At 64.6% G+C, this 23,528-nt stretch carries 23 protein-coding genes; 19 read left to right on the top strand and 4 right to left on the bottom strand.

What is annotated here, in order from left to right; genetic code table 11:
- The first annotated feature begins 111 nt into the window (after window positions 1–111).
- From E5X34_RS06455 to E5X34_RS06465, 3 genes are all read left to right on the top strand, one after another.
- Window positions 112–1,665, top strand: a complete 1,554-nt coding sequence (locus tag E5X34_RS06455; protein ID WP_292562327.1) for a sugar ABC transporter ATP-binding protein — start codon at window positions 112–114, stop codon at window positions 1,663–1,665.
- Window positions 1,662–2,627 (top strand): ABC transporter permease, encoded by a 966-nt coding sequence (locus tag E5X34_RS06460; protein WP_042640741.1) that lies wholly within the window; start codon window positions 1,662–1,664, stop codon window positions 2,625–2,627. Before E5X34_RS06455 ends, E5X34_RS06460 begins: the two co-directional genes overlap by 4 nt.
- A 70-nt stretch (window positions 2,628–2,697) precedes the next feature.
- Window positions 2,698–3,714: a zinc-binding alcohol dehydrogenase family protein gene (locus tag E5X34_RS06465; protein ID WP_292562329.1), complete on the top strand. Its 1,017-nt coding sequence runs from the start codon at window positions 2,698–2,700 to the stop codon at window positions 3,712–3,714.
- Between the two features lie 294 nt (window positions 3,715–4,008).
- On the opposite strand, the gene phnF is transcribed toward E5X34_RS06465, so the two are convergent.
- A complete protein-coding gene (phnF, locus tag E5X34_RS06470) occupies window positions 4,009–4,755 on the bottom strand; it encodes a phosphonate metabolism transcriptional regulator PhnF (RefSeq protein ID WP_292562331.1) in 747 nt (248 codons plus the stop codon).
- A gap of 143 nt (window positions 4,756–4,898) precedes the next feature.
- Here phnF and phnG point away from each other — a divergent pair, with 143 nt between their 5' ends.
- The 12 genes from phnG to phnE (E5X34_RS06530) all read left to right on the top strand — a co-directional run bounded on the left by phnG (window position 4,899) and on the right by phnE (E5X34_RS06530) (window position 15,369).
- The gene (gene phnG / locus E5X34_RS06475; protein WP_292562333.1) at window positions 4,899–5,360 is read left to right on the top strand and encodes a phosphonate C-P lyase system protein PhnG; all 462 of its coding nucleotides are present in this window, start codon (window positions 4,899–4,901) and stop codon (window positions 5,358–5,360) included.
- A complete protein-coding gene (gene phnH, locus E5X34_RS06480) occupies window positions 5,360–5,971 on the top strand; it encodes a phosphonate C-P lyase system protein PhnH (RefSeq protein WP_292562335.1) in 612 nt (203 codons plus the stop codon). The genes phnG and phnH overlap by 1 nt, the downstream gene beginning before the upstream one ends.
- 1 nt (window position 5,972) lies before the next feature.
- Window positions 5,973–7,085 (top strand): carbon-phosphorus lyase complex subunit PhnI, encoded by a 1,113-nt coding sequence (locus E5X34_RS06485; protein ID WP_292562337.1) that lies wholly within the window; start codon window positions 5,973–5,975, stop codon window positions 7,083–7,085.
- On the top strand, window positions 7,082–7,993 hold the full coding sequence (locus E5X34_RS06490; protein WP_292562339.1) for an alpha-D-ribose 1-methylphosphonate 5-phosphate C-P-lyase PhnJ: 912 nt from the start codon (window positions 7,082–7,084) through the stop codon (window positions 7,991–7,993). Before E5X34_RS06485 ends, E5X34_RS06490 begins: the two co-directional genes overlap by 4 nt.
- The gene (phnK, locus tag E5X34_RS06495; RefSeq protein WP_292562340.1) at window positions 7,990–8,766 is read left to right on the top strand and encodes a phosphonate C-P lyase system protein PhnK; all 777 of its coding nucleotides are present in this window, start codon (window positions 7,990–7,992) and stop codon (window positions 8,764–8,766) included. Before E5X34_RS06490 ends, phnK begins: the two co-directional genes overlap by 4 nt.
- A 2-nt stretch (window positions 8,767–8,768) precedes the next feature.
- On the top strand, window positions 8,769–9,476 hold the full coding sequence (phnL, locus tag E5X34_RS06500; protein WP_292562342.1) for a phosphonate C-P lyase system protein PhnL: 708 nt from the start codon (window positions 8,769–8,771) through the stop codon (window positions 9,474–9,476).
- Complete coding sequence (locus E5X34_RS06505; protein WP_292562344.1) at window positions 9,473–10,090, top strand: DapH/DapD/GlmU-related protein; 618 nt, start codon at window positions 9,473–9,475, stop codon at window positions 10,088–10,090. Before phnL ends, E5X34_RS06505 begins: the two co-directional genes overlap by 4 nt.
- Before the next feature lie 134 nt (window positions 10,091–10,224).
- The gene (locus tag E5X34_RS06510) at window positions 10,225–10,935 is read left to right on the top strand and encodes a DUF1868 domain-containing protein (RefSeq protein ID WP_292562346.1); all 711 of its coding nucleotides are present in this window, start codon (window positions 10,225–10,227) and stop codon (window positions 10,933–10,935) included.
- Between the two features lie 142 nt (window positions 10,936–11,077).
- Window positions 11,078–11,935, top strand: a complete 858-nt coding sequence (gene phnC / locus E5X34_RS06515; RefSeq protein WP_292562347.1) for a phosphonate ABC transporter ATP-binding protein — start codon at window positions 11,078–11,080, stop codon at window positions 11,933–11,935.
- Window positions 11,936–12,076: 141 nt separating this feature from the next.
- Window positions 12,077–12,985 carry a phosphonate ABC transporter substrate-binding protein gene (phnD, locus tag E5X34_RS06520; protein ID WP_292562349.1) on the top strand — a complete coding sequence of 303 codons (909 nt, stop codon included), beginning with the start codon at window positions 12,077–12,079 and terminating at the stop codon, window positions 12,983–12,985.
- A 58-nt stretch (window positions 12,986–13,043) separates the two neighbouring features.
- Window positions 13,044–14,000 carry a phosphonate ABC transporter, permease protein PhnE gene (gene phnE, locus E5X34_RS06525; protein WP_292562351.1) on the top strand — a complete coding sequence of 319 codons (957 nt, stop codon included), beginning with the start codon at window positions 13,044–13,046 and terminating at the stop codon, window positions 13,998–14,000.
- Between the two features lies 1 nt (window position 14,001).
- Window positions 14,002–15,369, top strand: coding sequence for a phosphonate ABC transporter, permease protein PhnE (phnE, locus tag E5X34_RS06530; RefSeq protein WP_292562353.1), 1,368 nt, complete (start codon window positions 14,002–14,004; stop codon window positions 15,367–15,369).
- A 204-nt stretch (window positions 15,370–15,573) separates the two neighbouring features.
- On the opposite strand, the gene E5X34_RS06535 is transcribed toward phnE (E5X34_RS06530), so the two are convergent.
- From E5X34_RS06535 to E5X34_RS06545, 3 genes are all read right to left on the bottom strand, one after another.
- Window positions 15,574–16,425: a sugar phosphate isomerase/epimerase gene (locus E5X34_RS06535; protein WP_292562355.1), complete on the bottom strand. Its 852-nt coding sequence runs from the start codon at window positions 16,423–16,425 to the stop codon at window positions 15,574–15,576.
- Window positions 16,426–16,590: 165 nt separating this feature from the next.
- Window positions 16,591–17,778 (bottom strand): Gfo/Idh/MocA family oxidoreductase, encoded by a 1,188-nt coding sequence (locus tag E5X34_RS06540; RefSeq protein WP_292562356.1) that lies wholly within the window; start codon window positions 17,776–17,778, stop codon window positions 16,591–16,593.
- Between the two features lie 146 nt (window positions 17,779–17,924).
- Window positions 17,925–18,980, bottom strand: a complete 1,056-nt coding sequence (locus E5X34_RS06545; RefSeq protein WP_292562357.1) for a sugar phosphate isomerase/epimerase — start codon at window positions 18,978–18,980, stop codon at window positions 17,925–17,927.
- Between the two features lie 400 nt (window positions 18,981–19,380).
- Here E5X34_RS06545 and E5X34_RS06550 point away from each other — a divergent pair, with 400 nt between their 5' ends.
- The 4 genes from E5X34_RS06550 to E5X34_RS06565 all read left to right on the top strand — a co-directional run bounded on the left by E5X34_RS06550 (window position 19,381) and on the right by E5X34_RS06565 (window position 23,255).
- Window positions 19,381–20,268, top strand: coding sequence for a sugar phosphate isomerase/epimerase (locus E5X34_RS06550; RefSeq protein WP_042640703.1), 888 nt, complete (start codon window positions 19,381–19,383; stop codon window positions 20,266–20,268).
- Between the two features lie 56 nt (window positions 20,269–20,324).
- The gene (locus E5X34_RS06555; RefSeq protein ID WP_292562359.1) at window positions 20,325–21,494 is read left to right on the top strand and encodes a mandelate racemase/muconate lactonizing enzyme family protein; all 1,170 of its coding nucleotides are present in this window, start codon (window positions 20,325–20,327) and stop codon (window positions 21,492–21,494) included.
- Between the two features lie 2 nt (window positions 21,495–21,496).
- Window positions 21,497–22,213: a FadR/GntR family transcriptional regulator gene (locus tag E5X34_RS06560; protein WP_292562361.1), complete on the top strand. Its 717-nt coding sequence runs from the start codon at window positions 21,497–21,499 to the stop codon at window positions 22,211–22,213.
- Window positions 22,214–22,274: 61 nt separating this feature from the next.
- A complete protein-coding gene (locus E5X34_RS06565) occupies window positions 22,275–23,255 on the top strand; it encodes a hydroxyacid dehydrogenase (protein WP_292562363.1) in 981 nt (326 codons plus the stop codon).
- The last annotated feature ends 273 nt before the right edge of the window (window positions 23,256–23,528 follow it).

Here is a 23,528-nt window from a genome sequence, read left to right on the forward strand (position 1 = left end):
TCCGTCAGGCGATTTGGAAATCCGCGGGCCTGATCTAGGTTTTGACTCCAAGATGCGCGTCAGACGCATCGCTGCATACCCAATGGTTGAGACCAATGTGGGAGGATTGTCATGACGTCGACGGCGCAGGAACTGCACCCCGCCCCCACGCTGGCCCCGGGCAGGACGATCCTCGAGCTCAACGGGCTGGAAAAGCGCTACCCCGGCACGCATGCGCTGAAGCCGGTGCATCTCGCCTTCAAGGCGGGCGAGATCCACGCCATCGTCGGCGAGAACGGCGCCGGCAAGTCGACCCTGATAAAACTTCTGACCGGCGTCATGCCGCGCACCTCGGGCGAGGTGATCTGGGAGGGCAAGCCGGCGGCCTTGGCCACGCCGCATGAGGCGATGGCGCTGGGCATCAACGCCGTTCACCAGGAGGTGGTGCTGTGCCGCCATCTCACCGTCGCCGCCAACATGTTCCTCGGCGAGGAGGAGTCCCGCTTCGGCCTGCTGCAGCAGCGCGCCATGGTCAAGGATGCGCAGAAGATTATCGACGGACTGGGCTTCGATCTGCCGGCGCATGTCGTGCTCGGCGATCTCACCATCGGCCAGCAGCAGCTGATCGCCGCGGCGCGGGCCACGGTGCGCGGCACGAAATTCCTGATCTTCGACGAACCGACCGCCTATCTCACCCGCAAGGAGGCCGACCAGCTGTTCAAGCTGATCCGAAGGCTGAAGGGCGAAGGCGTCACCATCATATACATCAGCCACCGCATGGAGGAAGTGTTCGAGCTTGCCGACCGCGTTTCCGTACTGCGCGACGGCACGTTGGTCGGCACCCGCAACATCGCCGAGACCGACGAGGCCGAGCTGGTCAAGCTGATGATCAACCGCTCGATCGAGCAGATCTACCACAAGGAACATTTCACGCCCGGCACCACGATCGTCGAGACGAAGAACCTTTCCGGCAAAGGTTTCGAGAATGTCTCGGTGACCGTCCGCGCCGGCGAGATCGTCGGTCTCTATGGTCTGATCGGCGCCGGCCGCAGCGAGTTCGTCACCACGCTTTACGGCCGCCACAGGAAATCGGCCGGCCAGATCCTGTGGGAGGGCAAGGAGGTCCAGGTCAATTCCGAGTATGACGCGATCAAGCTTGGCATGGCGCTGGCGCCGGAGAGCCGCCGCGACCAGGGCCTGTGTCTCAACCTCTCGGTCGGCATGAACCTCAACCTGCCGATCTACAAGCGCATTTCCAGCAACGCCTTAATCTCAGGAGCCAAGGAGAAGGCCGAGGCCGATCGCCAGATCGCCGACCTGCGCATCAAGACGCCGACGCGCAGCGCGCTCGCCTCCAGCCTCTCAGGTGGCAACCAGCAGAAGATCGTCATCGGCAAATGGCTGGCGCATGGCGCCAAGCTGTTCATCTTCGACGAGCCGACGGTCGGCGTCGACGTCGGCACCAAGGCCGAGATCTACCGCTTGTTCTCGACGCTGCTGTCGAAAGGCGCCGGCATCATCCTGATCTCGTCCTATCTGCCGGAAGTCTACGAGCTTGCCGACACGCTGCACGTGTTCCGGCGCGGCAAGCTGGTCGCCACGCATGGGTTCCGCACCGCGAGCCACGAGGACATTCTGGGTCAGGCGCTGGCCGAGAAACAAGAAAAGTCGGGAGGACAAAAATGAGCACCGAGGCGATCCCCGCCGAAAAACCCAAGCGCAATTTCAACGCGCTCTTCGGCCTGACCCTGCTTGGCCTTCTGCTGCTGATGTGGATCGTGCTGGCTGTCGCCACGCCCTCCTTCGCCACGGCCCTCAACATCACCAATCTTCTGCGCCAGGGCTCGCTGATCGCCATCCTCGCCGTCGGCCAGACCTTCGTCATCATCACCGGCGGCATCGACCTGTCCGTCGGCGCGGTGGTCGGTTTCACCACCGTCGTGGTGGCGCTTCTGATCAATGCCGGCTGGCCGATCTGGGCGGCGGTGCTGATCACCTTGCTGGTCGGCGTCGCTATCGGCCTCTTCCACGGCTTCGGCATCGTCAAGATGGGCCTGCCGCCCTTCATCATCACCCTGGCCACCATGACCTCGCTGCGCGGCATCGGCCTCTTGATGACCAACGGCAACTCGATATCGATCAACAGCGATCCGTTCCAGGCCTTCTCGCGCGGCTCGCTGTTCGGCATCCCCTATCTGTTCTGGATGGTGATCCTGGTCGCCATCCCGTCCTACATCTTCCTGCACCACACGCGCTGGGGCCGCTATCTGTTCTCGGTCGGTTCCAACGCCGAGGCCGCGCGCCTGTCCGGCGTCAACGTGCCGCGCACCATCTTCATGGCCTATATCCTGTCAGGCCTGCTCGCCGCCTTCGTCGGCGTGCTGCTCGCCTCGCGCATCGGCATCGGCAATCCGACACAGGGCGACACCTATGAATTGCAGGCCATCGCTTCGTCGGTGATCGGCGGTACCTCGCTATTCGGCGCCATCGGCTCCGTGCACGGACCGCTGATCGGCTCCTTCATCCTGTCGACGATCAACAACGGCGCCAACCTGCTCAACGTCAACACCTTCTGGCAACGCGTCATCACCGGAGCACTGATCATCGTCATCGTCTACTTCGACGGCTTGCGCCGTCGCGGCAAGTGACTCCTCCCCGAAACGTCCGCGCCGGCCCCGCTCGAGCGAGGCCGGCGCTCTTTTGCTTTGGATTTGCGACATGAAAGCCGTCGTTTGCCGTTCGCCCGGCGACCTTGTCCTCGAAGACCGCGCAGCGCCCGGGGCGCCGCCACCCGGCTGGGCGCGCGTCGCCGTCAGCCATGTCGGCATCTGCGGCACCGACTATCACATCTTCGAAGGCAAGCATCCTTTCCTCGCCTATCCGCGCATCATGGGCCATGAGGTTTCCGGCACCATCGTCGAGAAGGGAGAAGGCGTCGATCTTGCCGTCGGCGAACCAGTCATCATCAACCCCTATCTTTCATGCGGCCAATGCATCGCCTGCCGGCATGGCAAGCCGAATTGCTGCGTGAGGATCGAGGTGCTGGGCGTCCATCGCGACGGCGCCATGTGCGACGAGATCCTGGTGCCGGCGCAGAATCTTTATCCGGCAAATGGCCTGTCGCTGGCCGATGCCGCGGCGGTGGAATTTTTGGCGATCGGCGCGCATGCGGTGCGCAGATCGGTTGGAACGCCTGGTCAGCGCACGCTGGTCATCGGCGCCGGCCCGATCGGGCTGGGCACGGCGATCTTCGCCCGTATTGCCGGGCTGGATGTCAGCCTGCTCGATATGAGCAGCGAACGCCTCGGCTTCGCCGAAAAGGAACTCGGCTTTGTCCCGCTCGACACCTCGAAGGCAGCGGCTGCGGACCTAGTGCGGCAGGCGACCGGCGGCGAAGGGTTCGACCTCGTCTTCGACGCGACCGGCAACACGGCGTCGGTGCAGTCCGCCTTCGCCCATGTCGCACATGGCGGCACGCTGGTGCTGGTCAGCGTCGTCAAGGACGACATCACCTTCTCCGACCCCGAATTCCACAAGCGTGAGATGACGCTGGTCGGCAGCCGCAACGCGCTGAAGGCCGATTTTGAGCATGTCGCCGCTTCGATCCGCAACGGCGCCGTGCCGTTGGGCAAGCTCGTCACCCATCGCACGACGCTCGCCGGAACGCCGCGCGATCTGGCGCGGTGGGCGCATGAGAAATCGGGGCTGATCAAGGCTGTGATCGAGGTGGGGTGAGAGACGCCGGCATAGAGATTTCCGCCCTGGATATCTGGCAATCACAGCCTTGGTGATTGGCCGAAGCGCCTACCCCTTCGTCATCCACGGGCGGAGCAACGAGCGAAGCGACGCGCGCAGACCCGAGGATCCATTCCGTGACTTCGAAGCTCTGCGACGATCCAGAATTCTGCTCTGTCGCATTCCACGGTCGAGGTAACGGAATGGATCCTCGGGTCTGCGCTCCGCTTCGCGTCGCTCCGCCCGTGGATGACGACTCCGAGATTAATCGCACTGGAGTGATGATGGGCGGGACTAATCGCCAGCCGAAAGCCTCAACTCCACCCGCTCCGCTGGAAAGCGCGACTCCGCGAACTGGATCGGCTCGCCGTCCAGCGTGACGTTGACGGCGACGGTGACCAGCACGATGGCGCCCGGCTGCAGATCGAGCGCTGCGAGGTCGTCGGCATCGGCGTGGCGAGCCGACAGCACGGTCGAATGCCGCAGATAATCATTGATGCCGAAACGCTTCAGCGAGGCGGTGATCGATCCTGTTTCCGCCATGGCCGCCTCGATACCGGCGAAGCGCTTGGCGTCGAACCAGGTCGTGGCGCGTGACACCGCATGACCATCGGCCTCGCCACGCGTTTCCAGCCGGATGACGGCCGCGCCCTTGGCGATGCCCAGCGCATCGGCGATGCGCCGGCTGGCCGGCTCCGTCGAGGACGACAGGAGCGCGATATGCCGCTCGCTCGTCTGCCCCTGCAGCCCGGTCGAGAAGCGCGTGCGCGCGCCGATCGGATAGGACAGCCGCTTGCGCGACAGGACGAAGGTGCCGCGGCCCTGCTCGGCCCTGAGCACGCCTTCCTGCACAAGCGCCGCGATGGCGCTGCGCACCGTGTGGCGGTTGACACCGTAGCGCTCGGCCAGCGCGACTTCGGGCGGCAGCGCCGCATTCTCCGCGAAATCGCCGCTCGCGATCCCCTGCAGGATCCGGTCGGCGATCTGCCGCCACAGCGACACGCCGTTGCGCCTTTCGATGCTGCTCGCCAGTCCGGTCATTCATCGCCCCCCATTTCTTCGCCAGCCCGGGCAATTTTCCGGGCCTGTCATCCACCCGTCATGGACTCCCGTTAGGAGATAGGTATAATTTGTACAGTTGTCTATATCAATAGACAAATTTACGCTATGTCAGGAGCAATGCCATGCGAGGACAGGAAGCGCGCGAGCAGGCCGGGCGGAAAGCCTTGATGGCGACGCTGGCGCATGCCGAAGCCGATGAGATCGCGCGCCTGTGGAGCGAGTCGGGACTGCCCTCCGAGGCCGAGCTTTTGCGCGGCCCCGAAACCGGATTGGTGACGGTGCGCGGACGGATCGGCGGCGGTGGCGCGCCGTTCAATGTTGGCGAGGCGACCGTCACCCGCGCCACGGTGCGGCTGCCCTCCGGCCAGGTCGGCCATTCCTATGCGCTCGGCCGCGACAAGGACAAGGCCAGGCTCGCCGCGATCGCCGACGCGCTGTGGCAGGACCCGGCGCAGCGTGAAGCAGTCGAGACGAAGCTCGCCGCGCCCTTGCGCGCGGCGCTCGATGCGGCGCGCGAGACGCGGCGCGTCGAGACGGCGGCCACGAAAGTGGATTTCTTCACCATGGTGCGCGGAGAAGACTGATGGATATTGCCACGCAATCGATCGACGGCGGCTTCGCCGAGCCGGTCTTCAATGCTCAGGCCGTCTTCCGCGCCATCATGGACGCGATGGCGCGCCCGGGCTCCATGCAGGCCCTGCCGCAGCTCACCCGGCCGCCGGCGCCGTTGTCGGCGACGGCCGGCGCCGTGGCGCTCTCGCTCTGCGACAACGACACGCCGGTCTGGCTCGATCCGCCGCTGCAGGCGGAAGCTTCGGTCAAGGCCTGGCTCGGCTTCCACACCGGCGCGCCCTTGGCCAACACGCCGGCCGACGCGCATTTCGCGTTGATCGCCAATCCGAAGGAGATGGCGGCGCTCGACGGTTTTGCGCAAGGCACGCAGGAATATCCCGACCGCTCGACGACGCTGATCCTCCTGGTCGACGACCTTGCCTCGGGCCCGTCGCTGCTGCTTGAGGGCCCCGGCATCGAAAAAACGTCAATGATCGCGCCTCCGGGCATGCCGCGCCATTTCGTTGAGCAGTGGAAGCAGAACAACCAACGTTTTCCGCGCGGTGTCGACATCATCCTGGCGGCGCCGGGCAGCCTCGCCTGCCTGCCGCGCACCACCCGCATCAAGTCGATAGAGGCATGACATGTATGTCGCGGTGAAGGGCGGCGAAGCCGCCATTGCCAATGCGCACCGCCTGCTGGCCGACCGCCGCCGCGGCGATCGCTCGGTGCCGGCGCTGCGCCTCGACCAGATTGTCGAACAGCTGGCGCTCGGCGTCGACCGCGTGATGAGCGAAGGCTCGCTCTACGATCGCGAGCTGGCGGCTCTCGCCGTCGTCCAGGCGCGCGGCGACATGATCGAGGCGATCTTCCTGGTGCGCGCCTACCGCACCACGCTGCCGCGCTTCGGCTACACCAATCCGGTCGATACCGGCGCGATGCAGGTCGAGCGTCGTATCTCGGCCACCTACAAGGATCTGCCCGGCGGCCAGGTGCTCGGCCCGACCTTCGACTACACCCACCGCCTGCTCGATCCGGAGCTCGCCGCCGGCGCCGAAGTCGAGACGCCGGCGCAGCGCCCGGTCGAGCCGGAGGCCATGCCGCGCGTTTCGGCGATCCTCGCCCATGAAGGCCTGATCGAGGCCGATGGCGAAATGCCGCTCGACCATGTCCCCGGCGACATCACGCGCGAGCCGCTGCAATTCCCGATGGCTCGCGACATCCGCCTGCAGGCGCTGTCGCGCGGCGACGAAGGTTTTCTCCTGGCGCTCGGCTATTCGACGCAGCGCGGCTACGCCCGCAACCATCCCTTCGTCGGCGAGATCCGCATCGGCGAGGTCGAGCTGGAGCTCGACGTCCCGGAGCTGCCCTTCGCCGTGCCGCTCGGCTCCATCCGCATCACCGAATGCCAGATGGTCAACCAGTTCAAGGGCTCGGCCAAGGCGCCGCCGCAGTTCACCCGCGGCTACGGCCTGGTGTTCGGCCAGAGCGAGCGCAAGGCGATGGCGATGGCGCTGTGCGACCGGGCGCTGCGCGCGGGCGAGCTTGGCGAGGATATCGTCGCCGCCGCGCAGGACGAGGAATTCGTCATCTCCCACTCCGACAATGTGCAGGCGACCGGCTTCGTCGAGCATCTGAAGCTGCCGCACTATGTCGACTTCCAGGCCGAGCTCGGCCTCGTGCGCCGCATGCGCGCCGAATACGAGGCGCGGGAAAACGAGGACAAGGCTGAAGAGAAAAGGGAGGCCGCGGAATGAACGCGCAATCGACCGACATCGCAACCTACAACTTCGCCTATCTCGACGAGCAGACCAAGCGGATGATCCGCCGCGCCATCCTGAAGGGCATCGCTATCCCCGGCTACCAAGTGCCCTTCGCCTCGCGCGAGATGCCGATGCCTTACGGCTGGGGCACCGGCGGCGTGCAGGTCACCGCCTCGATCATCGGTCCCGACGACGTGCTGAAAGTCATCGACCAGGGCGCCGACGACACCACCAACGCCGTCTCGATCCGCGCCTTCTTCAAGAAGGTCGCCAAGGTCGACGTCACCACCGAAACCGCGAAGGCGACGATCATGCAGACCCGCCACCGCATTCCGGAGCAGCCGCTGACGGCGGGCCAGGTGCTGGTGTTCCAGGTGCCGATCCCCGAGCCGCTGCGCTTCCTCGAACCGCGCGAGACCGAGACGCGCAAGATGCATGCGCTGGAGGAATATGGCCTCATGCATGTGAAGCTCTACGAGGACATCGCCAAGCACGGCCGCATTGCCACCACCTATGCCTATCCGGTCAAGGTCGAGGGTCGCTATGTGATGGACCCGTCGCCGACGCCCAAATTCGACAATCCGAAGATGCATCGTTCGCCGGCTTTGCAATTGTTCGGCGCCGGCCGCGAGAAGCGCATCTACGCAGTGCCCCCTTTCACCGACGTCGTCAGCCTCGATTTCGAGGATCACCCCTTCGAGGTGCAGACTTTCGACCAGCCCTGCGCGCTCTGCGGCGCCGAGAATGTCTATCTCGACGAGGTCATCCTCGACGACCATGGCGGCCACATGTTCGTCTGCTCCGACACCGACCACTGTGAGAAGCGACGCGCCGATGGGCATCATGGCCACCTTGCCCCCGAAGCCCATCTTGTCCCGGAAAAGACGGAGCCGGCCGAATGACGGACGAACCGCTGCTGCGCGTTTCAGCGCTTTCGAAATTCTACGGCTCGCGCGTCGGCTGCGAGAACGTCACCTTCGATCTCTGGCCGGGCGAGGTCCTGGCGGTCGTCGGCGAGTCCGGCTCCGGCAAGACGACGCTGCTCAACTGCCTGTCGACCCGCCTTCTGCCCTCCTCCGGCACCGCCAGCTACCGCATGCGCGATGGCCAATGGCGCGAGCTCTATCGCATGAGCGAGGCCGAGCGCCGCTTCCTGATGCGCACCGACTGGGGTTTTGTCCATCAGAACCCGGCCGACGGGCTGCGCATGACCGTATCAGCCGGTGCCAATGTCGGCGAGCGGCTGATGGCGGTTGGCGACCGCCACTATGGCAGGATCCGCGCTACCGCCGTCGACTGGCTGTCGCGTGTCGAGATCGACGAGGACCGCATCGACGACGAGCCCCGCGCCTTCTCCGGCGGCATGCGCCAGCGCCTGCAGATCGCCCGTAACCTGGTGACCGGCCCGCGGCTCGTCTTCATGGACGAGCCGACCGGCGGCCTCGACGTCTCGGTGCAGGCGCGTCTGCTCGATCTGCTGCGCGGGCTGGTCACCGATCTCGGGCTGGCGGCGATCGTCGTCACCCACGACCTCGCCGTGGCGCGGCTCCTGTCGCAGCGCATGATGGTGATGAAGGACGGTCACGTCGTCGAAAGCGGCCTCACCGACCGCGTGCTCGACGATCCGCGCGCGCCGTATACGCAACTCCTCGTTTCTTCCATCTTGCAGGTGTGATGATGGCCACTCCTCTCGTCGTTTCCGATGTCGCCAAAAGCTTCACCATGCATCTGCGCGACGGCGTCACGCTGCCGGTGGTGGCGGGCGTCTCCTTCTCGATCCGCGGCGGCGAATGCGCCGTGCTCGGCGGTCCGTCGGGTGCCGGAAAAAGCTCGATCCTGAAGATGCTCTACGGCAACTACGCCGTCGATGAAGGCCAGATCATCGTCCAGCATGGCGGCGGGCTGATCGACCTCGCCTCCGCCAGCCCGCGCACCGTGCTTTCCGTGCGCCGCCACACCATCGGCTATGTCAGCCAGTTCCTGCGCACCGTGCCGCGCGTTTCCGCGCTCGACGTGGTCGCCGAGCCGCTGGTCGAGCGCGGCGGGGATCGCGAGACCGCGCGCGCGAAGGCTCGCTCCTTGCTTGCGCAGCTCAACCTGCCGGAAAAACTCTGGGCGCTGCCGCCGGCGACCTTCTCCGGCGGCGAGCAGCAGCGCGTCAACATCGCGCGCGGCTTCATCACCGAGCATCCGATCCTGTTGCTCGACGAGCCGACCGCTTCGCTTGACGCCCGCAATCGCGATGTCGTCGTCGAGCTCATCGCCGCCAAGAAGGCGGCGGGCGTTGCGCTCCTCGGCATCTTCCACGACCTCGACGTGCGCGACGCGGTCGCCGACCGCGTCATCGACGTCACCGCCTTCGCCGCCGGAAAGATCGCCGCATGAGCAAGAAACTCTCGGAGGCGCCGCTGATCCATCCGACGGCGCAGGTCGAAAACTCGACCCTCGGCCGCTGGACCGAAATCGCCGAGCGCAGCCGCGTCGCCGAATGCGAGCTCGGCGACTATTCCTACATGATGCAGGACTGTGCCGTCTGGTGCGCGACTATTGGCAAGTTCTCCAACATCGCGGCAAGCGTACGCATCAACGCCACGAACCACCCGGTCTCGCGTCCGACGCTGCACCACTTCACCTATCGCGCCTCGGACTATTGGGACGACGCCGAGCATGAGAGCGAGTTTTTCGCGCAGCGCCGCGCCAAGCGCGTCACCATCGGCCACGACACCTGGCTCGGCCACGGCTCGACCATCCTGCCCGGCGTCACCGTCGGCGACGGCGCGGCGGTCGGCGCGGGCGCGGTGGTGTCGAAGGATGTCGCGCCCTACACCATCGTCGGCGGCGTGCCGGCGAAACCGATCCGCGAGCGCTTCGACCGCCGCACCGCCGAGCGCTACCAAGCCCTGGCCTGGTGGGACTGGGACCATGCAAGGTTGCGCGCCGCGCTCGACGATTTTCGCGAACTGTCGGCAGAGGCGTTTCTCGAAAAATATGGCGGCTGATTTCGGTGAATGATGAATAGTGAATGGCAACGAAGCCCTTCTTATTCACCATTCACCATTCACCATTCACCATTCACCATTCACACCTTTGACACATGACTCGGACAAGAGCCGATCTCCCCCAGGAGATCGCCATGCTCGCCACTGTTAGACCCTCGCTCGCCGGATTTTTCGAAGGCTCCAACCCGGCGCCGCCGGTTCATCTCGGCACCCGTTACGACGTCTCGGGCAACTTTCTCCCCGAGCCGGGCAACACCGTCGTCTGCCATCTGGTCGAAGGCTCGCCTTCGCAAGCAGCGATCGTGGAGGTGCGCGAACGCATGCTTGCCATGCCGGATGCCGATCGCCTCGCCTTCACGCCGATCTCAAGCCTCCACATGACGCTCTTCCAGGGCATTATCGAATACCGCCGCCGCCTTCCTTACTGGCCTTCGGACGTGCCGCTCGACACCGGCATCGACGACATGACCCGCCTCTATCTCGATCGCCTGCAAGATTTCGAGGGCCACGGACCCTTCAAGATCAAGGTTGTCGAAGTCGTGCCGACCGGCCTGACCGTCGCCGGCGCCACCGAACAGGATCGCCGGATCCTGCAAGCTTGGCGCGATGCGCTGTCTGTGCCGTTCGGCTACCGCCATCCGGACCACGACACCTATGTCTTCCACATCACCTATGCCTATCAGATCCGCCGCCTCGCCGACGAGCGGGCCGCGGCCTGGCAGGATCTGTTCGATGACTGCTTGTCATTCCTCGAGCGCGAAGCTCCGGTGATCGAGCTCAAGCCGCCGGCCTTTTGCAGCTTCAAGGACATGAAGCATTTCGAGGAACTGCTGGTGCTTGGCTGACGCCGAGCAGCGACACAGACCAGCATTCCCCGCCAAGCCTGTGACTCGTAACAAAACTGACATCAATCCGACACCCCAGCTTCATCGGCCTGCGCTAGCGAGAGCTAACAGACCTGCAACCGCGACGGACTGGAGTTTTGGTATGTCAGCATCATCGGCCACGCTCGAAATCCGCGGCGTAACCCGACGATTTGGCAAGAACACCGCTGTCAGCGACATCAACATCTCGATCCCGCGCGGTCAGATGGTCGGTATCATTGGCCGCTCCGGCGCCGGCAAGTCGACGCTGCTGCGCATGATCAATCGCCTCATCGATCCCAGCCAGGGGTCGATTTTTTTTGACGGCGCCGAGGTCTCCAGCCTGCAGGGCTCGCCGCTGCGCCGCTGGCAGCGCGACTGCGCCATGATCTTCCAACAGTTCAACCTCGTGCCGCGCCTCGACGTCTTGACCAATGTGCTGCTCGGCCGCCTCAACCATCGCTCCACGGTTTCCAACCTGCTCGGCATGTTCACGCGCACCGAATGCGCGGAGGCGGTGGCCGCGCTCGAGCGCCTCGACATCGCCCGCACCGCGCTGCAGCCGGCCGGCACGCTGTCCGGCGGCCAGCAGCAGCGTGTCGCGATCGCCCGCGCCATGATGCAGCAGCCGAAAGTGCTTCTGGCCGACGAGCCGATCGCCTCGCTCGACCCGCTCAACGCCAAGGTGGTGATGGATTCGCTGCGCGACATCAATCTGCGCGAAGGCATCACCGTCGTCACCAATCTGCACACGCTGGACACCGCCCGCGCCTATTGCGGCCGCATCATCGGCATGGCCGCCGGCAAGGTCGTCTTCGACGGCGCCCCGCAAGACCTCGACCGCGACGCCGTGCGCACCGTCTACGGCGCCGACGCCAGCGGCGCCGAGATCTCCGAAGCGATCACGTCGACCAGCGTGACCATCAGGCCCAAGATCACCGCATCCGCCGGACCGCTCGAACCCGCCTTTCCTGGCTACTGAGTCCATCGCCCCGACCCCAGTCGGTCCGGGCAAATCTTGGATTTCGGCAGAGCAACCCGGATCGCCCGCCAGCGTCAAAGGCAAGACTTGAAAAATCAGAACGCCGCCGGCGCGCAGCCGGAACAACAGGAGAGAGAGCAAATGTTCAGGAAGATGGTTTTTGGAGCGGTTTCGCTGCTCGCCATGGCCGCAAGCGCCGCGCATGCCGCCGATATCAAGGAATTCCGCGTCGGCATCCTCGGCGGCGAGAATGAGACCGACCGTCTGCGCAACTATCAGTGCCTCGCCGACCACCTGAAGTCGGAGTTCGGCTTCGAGAAGGTTTCGCTGTTCCCGGCCGCCGACTATGACGGCGTCATCCAGGGCCTGCTCGGCGGCACGCTCGACTTCGCCGAGCTCGGCGCGTCCGGCTACGCCAGCGTCTATCTGAAGAACCCGAAGGCGGTCACCCCGATCCTCACCACCAAGCAGACCGACGGCTCGACCGGCTATTATTCAGTTGGCCTGGCGCTCAAGACCTCCGGCATCACCGACATCAAGTCGGCCAAGGGCAAGAAGCTCGGTTACGCCGATCCGGATTCGACCTCGGGCTACCTGATCCCGCTGACCCAGATTCCGAAGGACACCGGCGCTTCCAACGAGACCTACTTCGCCTCGACCCAGTTCAACGGCGGCCACGAGAACAACATCCTGGCCGTGCGCGACGGCAAGGTCGACGTTGCGGTGGATGATTCCTCCGGCATCGGCGACTTCAAGAACGGCTACACCTCGGGCACCTTCCACAAGGAAGTCGCCAAGGGCGCCGTCGACCCGAACGACTTCGTCGAAGTGTGGCGCTCGGGCCTGATCCCGAACGGTCCACTGGTTGTCCGCACCGCGCTGGGCGACGACATGACCGCCAAGCTCACCGCCTTCTTCACCGCCTTGCCGGTCAAGGACAAGGCCTGCTTCGAAGGCGTCGAAGGCGGCGACTTCACCGGCTACGTGCCGGTGAAGCCGGACTTCTACAACGTCATCGTCGAAGCCCGCAAAGCCGCCATCGGCGGCTGACGGCATCAGGAAAAGGGCGGCGTCGCAAAAAAACGCCGCCCTTTTTGCATTCACAGTCATGACCCTTTCGACAACGATCCATTCCGACGCCACCCGCCAGCAGGCCGATGCCTGGCGGCGCCAGACGTCGCTGCGCCGCTTCTACACCGCGCTTGGTGTCGGCCTGCTGCTTGTCGCCATGTTCGCGACCATGTGGTTCGCCGACGAGGCCAATGCCGGCCACTTTTTCGACCGCCTGCCGCACATCCTCGATTTCCTGAGCTGGCTGGTCCCGAAGGACTGGAACGATGTCTGGCGTGCGCTGTTCGACATCGCCTCGCCCGGCGACAAGGGCACGCAGGAGTTCAACTTCCCGCTCGGCCGCGTCTACATCTGGGGCGGCTTCTACATTCCCGAATATTTCGAGCTGATGCTGACGACGGTGAACGTGGCGCTGGTCTCGACCTTCATCGGCTTCGTCTTCGCCGTTCCCTTCTCCTTCATCGCCGCGCGCAACCTGACGCCGAGCCCGATCCTGCGGCTCGTCGTCAAGCGCTTCATGGAACTGCTGCGCGCCTTTCCGGAGATCGTCATTGCCGGCCTGTTCGCGGCGATCGTCTCGATCGGCCCGGTCGCGGCAATCATCGCCATCGGTCTGCATTCGATCGGCGCGCTGGGCAAGCTCTTCTACGAGATTAACGAGAACATCGACATGCGCCCGGAGGAGGGCCTGCGCGCGGTCGGCGCCAACTGGTTCGAGCGCGTGCGCTTCGCCGACCTGCCGCAGGTGCTGCCCAATTTCATGTCCTATACACTGCTCCGGATCGAGATCAACGTGCGCATCTCGACCATCATGGGCGCGGTCGGCGGCGGCGGCATTGGCGAGGAGCTGAAGCTTGCCATCTCGCGCGGCTTCGGCGCCAAGACGCTGGCGCTGGTGCTCCTGCTCTTCGTCACCATCATCCTCGTCGACCAGTTCTCCGCCTGGCTGCGCCGCAAGCTCGTCGGCGAGCAGGCTTTCCTGATGAGCGCGTGAAATGGCCGCCATGACCGCCGACGAAATCAGCGCCATCGAAAACCGCCACCCGCAGATCTTCCAGCGGCCGGCCTACAAGCGCTTCTGGCCGCTGCTGCTGGTTGCGGGCACCGTGCTCTATCTTGGCTACGCCCTGTGGTTCTTCAGCTTGCCGCAGGTGCTGCGCGAGTCGCATTGGGAGCGCCTGCCGCTCTTCCTGTCGCAATGGATCAGCTATGATTTGCAGCCGGAGTTCCGCCTCGACCAGCCCGAGATCACGCCGAAATATCCGCGCTTCTCGGCGCTCGGCGAGAACCCCGATCCCGATTGGGTAATCAAGAATCCCGACGGCACCCACACCGTCCAGATCGACGGCGACGCCAAATCCGTCACCTTCGACAAGACCAAAGCGACGATCACGGCCAACGGCGTGACCGTGCCCATAGCGCTGACCGGCAGCAAGCCAGTGGTGACAGGTCCGGTGCCCGACTGGGTGACCGTCCATGACGACGAGATCGTCGCCAAGCTCGGCTTTGCCGGCGAGGTGCGTGTCACCGTCGACCGCGTCAAGATACGCAAGCGCTTCCTCGGTTGGGCGAATTTCGTCTTCGATACGCGCTCGCCCTTCTTCGGCAAACCCTATGGTGAAGTCATCTCGTTGATCGTCTCCGGGCCGGAACTCAAGCCGGGCACCTCGAACCTCGCTTTGGCCGCCGACAATTTCTGGAACAACGCGCAGTGGCAGCACGGCGATGTCTGGACGAAGCTCTTGCAGACCATCGTCATGGCGTTTCTCGGCACGCTGCTCGGCGGCATCGTCGCCTTCCCGCTCGCCTTCTTCGCCGCCCGCAACATCACGCCGAGCGGCGTTCTGAGCCAAGTGCTGAAGCGCTTCTTCGATTTCATGCGCTCGGTCGACATGCTGATCTGGGCGCTGTTCTTCACCCGCGCCTTCGGCCCTGGACCGCTGGCCGGCAGCGCCGCGATCTTCTTCACCGAGATCGGGACGTTGGGCAAAACCTATTCCGAGGCGCTGGAGAACATCGACGACAAACCGCGGGAAGGCGTGCTCTCGACCGGCGCCAACGAGATTTTGGTGCAGCGCTACGGCGTGCTGCCGGAGGTGGTGCCGGTGTTCATCAGCCAGACGCTCTATCAGTGGGAATCGAACACCCGCGGCGCCACCATCATCGGCGCCGTCGGCGCCGGCGGCATCGGCCTGAAATTGTGGGAAGCGATGCGCACCAATTCGAACTGGGCCAACGTCTTCTACATGGTGCTCTTGACGCTGCTCGTCGTCTTCATCTTCGACAACATCTCGAACGTCCTGCGCCGAAGGCTGAGCCGCACGCTGCATGATTACAACCGGTTGCAGGCCGAGCGGGGGTAATTTCGCGTCTTCGTCATCCACGGGCGAAGCAAGGAGCGAAGCGACGCGGCGCAGACCCGAGGATCCATTCCGTTACCTGAGCCGTAGAATGCAGCGGTGCAGAATTCTGCATCATCGCGGAGCGTCGTCGTCACGGAACGGATCCTCGGGTCTTCGCGTCCGCTTCGCTCCCGCTCCGCCCGTGGATGACGAACGGAGAGGCGCCTACGCGGCCCCCTTCCACCCGTCCCTGATATGCCGATACCCCTCGCGATAAACCGCCTCCGGGCTCTCCGCGAAATCCCTCCACACTTTCGTCGCCGCAGCCAAATCCTTCAGCGAGCGTCCAAAGGATTCGATCGTCAGCCAGTCGTCATAACCGCTTTTGCGGATGGCGGAGAAAGTCTCCTTCCACGGAATGTTGCCGCGCCCCGGCACGCCGCGGTCGTTCTCCGAAATGTGGACATGGACGATATTGCGGCGATGCTTCGTATAAGCGCCGATCGGATCGGCCTCCTCGATGTTGGCGTGGAACGTGTCATACATTGCCTTGATGTGCGGCCGGTCGATCGCGTCGATATGTTCCGACAGGTCGGCCATGGTGTTGACCAGATAGCATTCGAAGCGGTTGAGCGCTTCGAGCCCGATGGTCACGCCCCTCTTGCCGGCATGGTCGCCGATGGCGCGCTGCGAGGCGACCGAGCGCTTCTTTTCCGCCGCCGTCGGTCCGCTGCCCGAAAAGGCGCCGAGCGTCGAGTGCAGCGGGCCGCTCAGCGTGTTGGCGCCGAGCGCGGCGCTGCAGTCGATCGCCCATTTCATGTAGTCGATGCCGGCCTTGCGCGTCGCGGCATCCGGCGAGATCAGGTTCATCGCCGGATCGCCCATCGCCGAGACCGCGGTGCGCTCCAGGCCGATGCGGTCGAGCATCTCGCCGAGCTTCTTGTAGTCGTCAGGCGCGCCCGCAAAGACCGGTATCTCGACGCCGTCGAAGCCGGTCGCCTTGATGTCCTTCAAGAGCGTCTCGTGCTTCTTCGAGACGCTGGTGGTCCACAAGAACATACACATGCCGATTTTCATCGACACCCCTCCCCAGCTCGCGGCCAGCCATTTGCGTTGGCGGGCCGCACTCCCCCTCATCCGGCCGCTTCGCGGCCACCTTCTCCCCACCGGGGAGAGGTCGGATTGCCCCGGATTGCGTTTGCAATTCGGCTGGCAATCCGGGTGAGGGGGCGCCGCCGCTGACTAAAGCTTCGTCCACGCCCCATTCTTCTTAGACGACTTCACGCAGGCTTCGATGAAGGCCATGCCTTCGACACCGTCGTCGATCGTCGGGAAGACCACATCCTTAGCCGGCTTGCCGCCCTTCCGGCGCGCCGCGCGAATGGCGCGGGCGGCCTCCTGGTAGATGTTGGCAAAGCCTTCGAGATAGCCTTCCGGATGGCCGGATGGCACACGGGTCACACGTGCGGCCACCGGCATCGCGCCAGCCCCGGCCCGGGTGAGCAACTGCTTCGGCTGGCCGAACGGCGTGTACCAGAGATAGTTCGGGTCGGCCTGCACCCATTCCAGCCCGCCCTTCGAGCCGTAGATGCGCAGCTTCAACCCGTTCTCATGGCCGGGCGCCACCTGGCTTGCCCAGATCATGCCCTTGGCCGGATGCTTGTTGCCGACCGGCTTGAAGCGCAGCATGACATTGACATTGTCGTCGAGCTGGCGCCCCGGCACGAAGGCATCGAGGTCGGCCGACAGAGAATCCAGCTCCAGCCCCGAGACGAAGCGGGCAAGGTTGTAGGCATGCGTGCCGATGTCGCCCAGCGCGCCGCCGGCGCCTGCCTGCTTGGGATCGGAGCGCCATGAGGCCTGTTTCTGGCCGGTGGCTGCGAGATCCTCGGTCAGCCAGTCCTGCGGATATTCCGACTGCACGATGCGGATGTCGCCGAGTTGGCCCTTGGCCACCATCTCGCGCGCCTGCCGGATCATCGGATAGGCGGTGTAATTGTGGGTGAGCACGAACACCTTGCCGGTCTTCTCGACCAGCGCCGCAAGCTTCCTCGCCTCGGCCAGCGAGGTTGCCAGCGGCTTGTCGCAGATGACGTGGATGCCTGCCTCGAGGAAGGCTTTGGCCGCCGGCACATGCACATTGTTGGGGGTGACGATGGCCACCGCTTCGATGCCGTCGGGACGCTTGGCTTCGGCCTTGGCCATCTCAGCATAGGAGCTGTAGCTGCGCGCCGGATCGAGCCCGAGCTCGGCAGCGGAAGCCTTGGCCCGCGCTGGGTCCGACGACAGCGCCCCGGCGACCAGCACGAAATCATTGTCCATGCGCGCCGCGATGCGGTGCACCGCGCCGATGAAGGCGCCCTGCCCGCCGCCAACCATGCCGTAGCGGATCGGGCCGCCTCCCGTTTCCGACTTCGATGCGCCGACCATTTTTCGTCCTCTCCTCTGGGCTCCTCACCCTCCCCCTTGCGGAGAGGGACCGACGCGCGGCGTCGGGCGGGGTATAAGGGTCCGCTGCGGCTTGGAATTCAACCCTGCCGGACCCGCAGTCGAATCTTCTCAAGGAAGTTCGCGGGTCAAATCCCCATCATCGCGCGCAGCAGCTTCTTGTCGGTCGTGCCGGCGGCGAAATCATCGAAGGCTTTCTCGGTCACCTGGATGATGTGATGCTGGATGAAGGGCGCGCCTTCGGCCGCCCCGTCCTCGGGATGCTTGAGGCAGCATTCCCACTCCAGCACCGCCCAGGAATCGTAATTGTACTGGGTGAGCTTGGAGAAGATGCCGCTGAAATCGACCTGCCCGTCGCCCAGAGAGCGGAAGCGGCCCGCCCGGTTCACCCAGCCCTGATAGCCGGAATAGACGCCCTGCCGTCCGGTCGGGTTGAACTCGGCATCCTTGACGTGGAACGCCTTGATCCGCTCGTGGTAGATGTCGATGAATTCGAGATAGTCGAGCTGCTGCAGCAGGAAATGCGATGGGTCGTAATTGATGTTGCAGCGCTTGTGGCCGCCGACCGCGTCTAGGAACATCTCGAAGGTCGCGCCGTCGAACACGTCCTCGGAAGGATGGATCTCGTAGCCGACATCGACGCCATTGTCCTCATAGACATCGAGGATCGGCTTCCAGCGCTTGCCGAGCTCGCCGAAGGCTTCTTCGATCAGCCCGGCCGGCCGCTGTGGGAACGGATAGAGATAGGGGAAGGCCAGCGAGCCGGTGAACGACACCGACGCGTTCAGCCCGAGATTGCGCGACGCCTTGGCGCCGAACTTCATCTGTTCGACGGCCCATTGCTGGCGCGCCTTGGGATTGTTATGCACCGATGGCGGCGCGAAGCCATCCATCTGCGCGTCATAGGCGGGATGCACCGCCACCAATTGCCCCTGCAGGTGCGTTGACAGTTCCGTGATCTCGACGCCGGCGTCCGCGCAAATGCCTTTCACCTCGTCGCAATAGGCTTTCGACGAGGCCGCCTTCGCGAGGTCGAACAGGCGTCCGTCCCAGGTCGGGATCTGCACGCCCTTGTAGCCGAGCCCGGCCGCCCATTTGGCGATCGAAGCCAGTGAATTGAACGGTGCGGCATCGCCCGCGAACTGCGCCAGAAACAGGCCGGGCCCCTTCATCGTCGTCGGCATCGGCATCCTCCCTCTCTTGTTTTCGCGACCAAGCATAGCGCCGATTGGAGCGAGGGCCAGCCTGTTTGGTCAGTCCTACCGGCATCTGAACGCCATGTCATTCTGGTATTACCAAATCCCGTAGTTCGGTCAAGCGCCTGAAAAGCTGGAAGAAGCCGCGGACCCGCAATTGGAAATGCGAAATTACCCTATTAAATCATTGCATTGTCCAGCACGGCCGCCTTCCTCTGCCCACTTCTTGCCGCGCAGGAAAATTTGCTGTAGAGGTCATGACAGGCCCAATTGGTCGAACCAGTTTCGAGGAAAACCTGGCAACGCCTTGGGGAGGAAACGTGCGGCCGCCTCTGTCCGAGGCGTCGCGGGGTAAAATGTGACAGGCGAATTCTGGGAAGGATAGACCATGCATCTTTCGACGCACAATTGGATGCGGGCGGAGCCGCTGGAGGTGACGCTGAAGCGCATCAAGAAGTTCGGCTACGAATCGATCGAGATTTCCGGCGAGCCCGAGCAGTACAAGACCAAGGAGACGCGTGCGCTCCTGAAGGAGTACGGCATCCGCTGCTGGGGTTCGGTGACGCTGATGCTCGGCGAACGCAACCTCGCCGCCAAGAACCAGGGCCAGCGCGAGCGGTCCGTTCAATATGTCAAGGACGTGCTCACCATGGTGAGCGAGCTCGACGGCGAGATCATCACGCTGGTGCCCGCGACCGTCGGCAAGGTGGTGCCGGACGGCACCGAGGCGGAGGAATGGGGCTGGGTGGTCGACGCCACGCGCGAATGCTTCACCCATGCCAAGAAGGTCGGCGTCCGGATCGCCATCGAACCGCTCAACCGCTTCGAGACCTATCTCTTCAATCGCGGGGCCCAGGCGCTGGCGCTCGCCGATGCGGTGAGCCCCGAATGCGGGGTCTGCCTTGACGCCTACCATATCCACATGGAGGAATTTAACGTCTATGACGCGATCCGCCAGGTCGGCAAACGCCTGTTCGACTTCCATGTCGCCGACAACAACCGCTTCGCCGCCGGCCTTGGCCAGATCGACTGGCCGAAGATCGTGCGCACGCTGAAGGAGGTCGGCTATGACGGCGCGCTGACCAACGAATTCGTCGCGCCCGTCGACCGCACGCCGGCCGCACCCTATCCGGAGATGGTCGAGCGCAATCCGGTCGACATCTCGCCCGAGCAGCTCAAATTCATCCAGGACCACGGCTCCAGCGTGCTTACGGAGAAATTCTACACCGACCAGATGCGCATCACCGCCGAAACGCTGCTGCCGCTGATCAAGTAGACCTCCGATCAAAGCTTGTCCTTCCGCCTGGCGGGCGGAGGGGCCGAAGGGAAAATATGCGCATCAAAAGCGTTCAGGCGTGGTGGGTCCGTGTCCCGATCGAAGTCGCGAAGCAGCATCGCAGCGACTTCGGTCAAGTGACGACGTTCGATGCCGCGATTCTGCGCATCGAGACTGATGACGGCCTGGTCGGCTGGGGCGAAGGCAAGAACGCCGCCGGCAGCGCCGGCAGCTATGGCGCGCTCGTCCATATGCTCAACCATGAGATCGCCCCGCAGCTCATCGGCCGCGATCCGGCCGACATCGGCATCATCTGGGAGATGCTCTATAACGGCGTGCGCCATGAGACGGCGGCACATGCAGGCCATGCCATGCCGCAGCTGGCGCGGCGCGGCATGAGCGTGGCGGCGATCAGCGCCGTCGACATCGCGCTTTGGGACATCCTCGGCAAGTCGCTCGGGCAGCCGGTATGGCGGCTGCTCGGTGGCCGCAAGGTCGAGCGCATGCAGGCCTACGCTTCGGGCGGCTGGGCCTCCCCCGCCGCCATCGGCGAGCAGTTGCAATCCTACATCGCCAAGGGCGGCTTCAAGGCGCTGAAGATGCGCGTCGGCGCCATGGACGGCGCCCCGCATCTTTCGGCCGCGCGCGTGCGCGCCGCAAGGCAGGCGATCGGCCCGGAGGTCGACCTGATGGTCGACGCGCACGGCACCTACACCGTCGCCGAGGCCAAGCGCTTCATCCAGCTCACCGCCGATCTCGACCTCGCCTGGTTCGAGGAGCCGGTGATCGCCGACGACAAGCCGGGCATGGCCGAGGTGCGCGCCTCGGGCTCGACGCCGATCGCGACCGGCGAGAGCGAGGCGACGCGCTACGCTTTCCGCGACCTGGCGGTGCTGAAATCGGCCGATATCTTCCAGCCGGATCCGGCGTTCTGCGGCGGCATCAGCGAGGCGATGAAGATCGGCACCATCGCCAGCGCCTTCAACCTGCGTCTCGCGCCGCATTTGTGGGCCGGCGCGCCCTGCTTCTTCGCCGGGTTGCATGTGTGCGCCGCCTCGCCCGCGAGCTTCATCATCGAATATTCGCTCGGCGCCAATCCGATGATCCACGACCTAGTCGAGGAGACTGTCGAAGCGAAGGACGGTATGATAGCGATCCCTGAAAAGCCTGGATTGGGATTCACCATCGCCGACCGATTCCTGGAGGCGCACGCGCAACGTATTTGACAATGAAAGAAAAGAACCTTCTCGCGGAACTCGCCGCCTATCTCTTCTCCAACTCGGACAAGGAGTCCGGCCGCACGCCGTCGGAACGCGAGCTGGCGGAACATTTCGGCGTCAGCCGCGGCCAGATCCGCGAGGCGCTCGCCATCCTTGAGGCGATGCGCATCGTCGAGCGGCGCGCCAAGTCCGGCATCTATATCGACACCAAGCAGGCGAGCGTGGAAGCGCTGGCGCTGTTCGCCCGCGCCGGCCTGCCGCTCGATCCGGTGCAGATTTATGAGACGGTAGAACTGCGCAAGATCCATGAGATCAAGGCGGCCGAGCTTGCCTGCTCGCGCGCAACGGAAGAAAACTTCGAACGCCTGCGCGAGATCCTGAAAGCCTCCGAAGAGCGCATCGCCGCCGGTGAAGGCCTCGCCAAGGAGGACCGCGAGTTCCACCTCGAGATCGTGCGTGCCACCAAGAACAGCGTCTTCCATAACATCTGCAGCGTCTATTACCTGATGGGCGAGCAGCGCCTGCCGATCTATTTCAACGATCCCGAACGCTCAGTGCGCTCGCATGCCGAGCACATCCAGATCTACGAGGCGCTGCTTCGCCGCGACGGCAATCTCGCCCAGGCTCTGATGAGCGCCCATTTGCAGGGCGCCGAGAGCTACTGGAAAGGGATCATCGAAGGCCACGGAACAGAATCGAAAAGCGCGGCGCTCGAAAAGGCTTGAGCAATTCCAGGAAAAGTGTGAGCGGTTTCCGTCCGGAATTGCGTGAAACAAATGGATCCCCATGCGCAAAATCCTGTCGACGCATCCGCTGCACCCACGCGCCACGGCCATGCTGGCCGGCGCCGGGCGGCTGGTCGTCGCTTCCGCGCTCGATCCGGAGACGCTGACCACTGAGGCCCGCGACGCCGACATCGTCATCGTGCGGGCGCCGCTGCCGCCGGAACTGTTTGCGGGCGCTTCGAGCCTGCGGGCCGCTATCCGCCACGGCGCCGGGCTGGACATGATCCCGGTCGAGGCGGCGACGGCCGCCGGCGTGCTGGTCGCGAACGTGCCCGCCGTCAACGCCCGCTCGGTGGCCGAGCATGTGATGTTCACCGCGCTTGCCCTATTGCGGCGTTTCCGCGTGATGGACCGCGACCTGCGCGCCAAGGGCTGGCTTGCCGGGCGCGAGCATGCCAATTCGACCAGCGAGCTTGCCGGCAAGACGATCGGCATTGTCGGCCTCGGCGCGGTCGGCCAGGCCGTCGGCCACATCGCCGCGCACGGTTTCGACCTCAATGTCGTGGCGACGACGCGCAGCCTGCGCCCGGCGCCCGAGCGTGTCGGCTTCCTGTCGATCGACGCGCTGGTCGAGCAGAGCGACGTCATCGTGCTCTGCTGCCCTTTGACGGAGGAAACGCGCGGCCTGATCAGCCGCGAGCGCATCGCCCGCATGAAGCCCAATGCGCTGCTGATCAACGTCTCGCGCGGCCCGGTGGTTGACGACGAGGCACTGATCGAAGCCCTGCGAAAGAGCCGCATCGGCGGCGCCGCGCTCGACGTCTTTTCCACGCAGCCGCTGCCGCCCAACCATCCCTATTTCGGCTTCGACAATGTCATCGTCACCCCGCACATTGCCGGCATCACCGAGGAATCGATGATGCGCATGGGTGTCGGCGCGGCGGGCGAGGCGTTGCTGGTGCTCGCCGGCAAGCTGCCGGTCAACCTGCGCAATCCGGAAGTCGTCGAGCACTACCGGCGGCGGTTTCCGGCCGATGATTAGACCATCGACGGGCATCGTGACGGTGCAGATATGAGATGCTGGCGGGACAGGGCCCCCTCTGGCCTGCCGGCCATCTCCCCCACAAGTGGGGAGATTGGACGTCACGCCGGCTTTCGCCAATCGGCGGCGTCGGAGGGAAAGCGCCGTCGCCGAAGCTGCCAATCCCCCCAAAAGCAGTTACGCCATGCACGCACCTTTTGCGACTGGCGGACTTATCGGGCGGAGGCTTGATTGCCACGTGGTTCCCCCAATCCGTCGCTGCTTCGCAGCGCC

The organism is Mesorhizobium sp., from assembly GCF_004963255.1.
GTDB lineage: Bacteria > Pseudomonadota > Alphaproteobacteria > Rhizobiales > Rhizobiaceae > Mesorhizobium.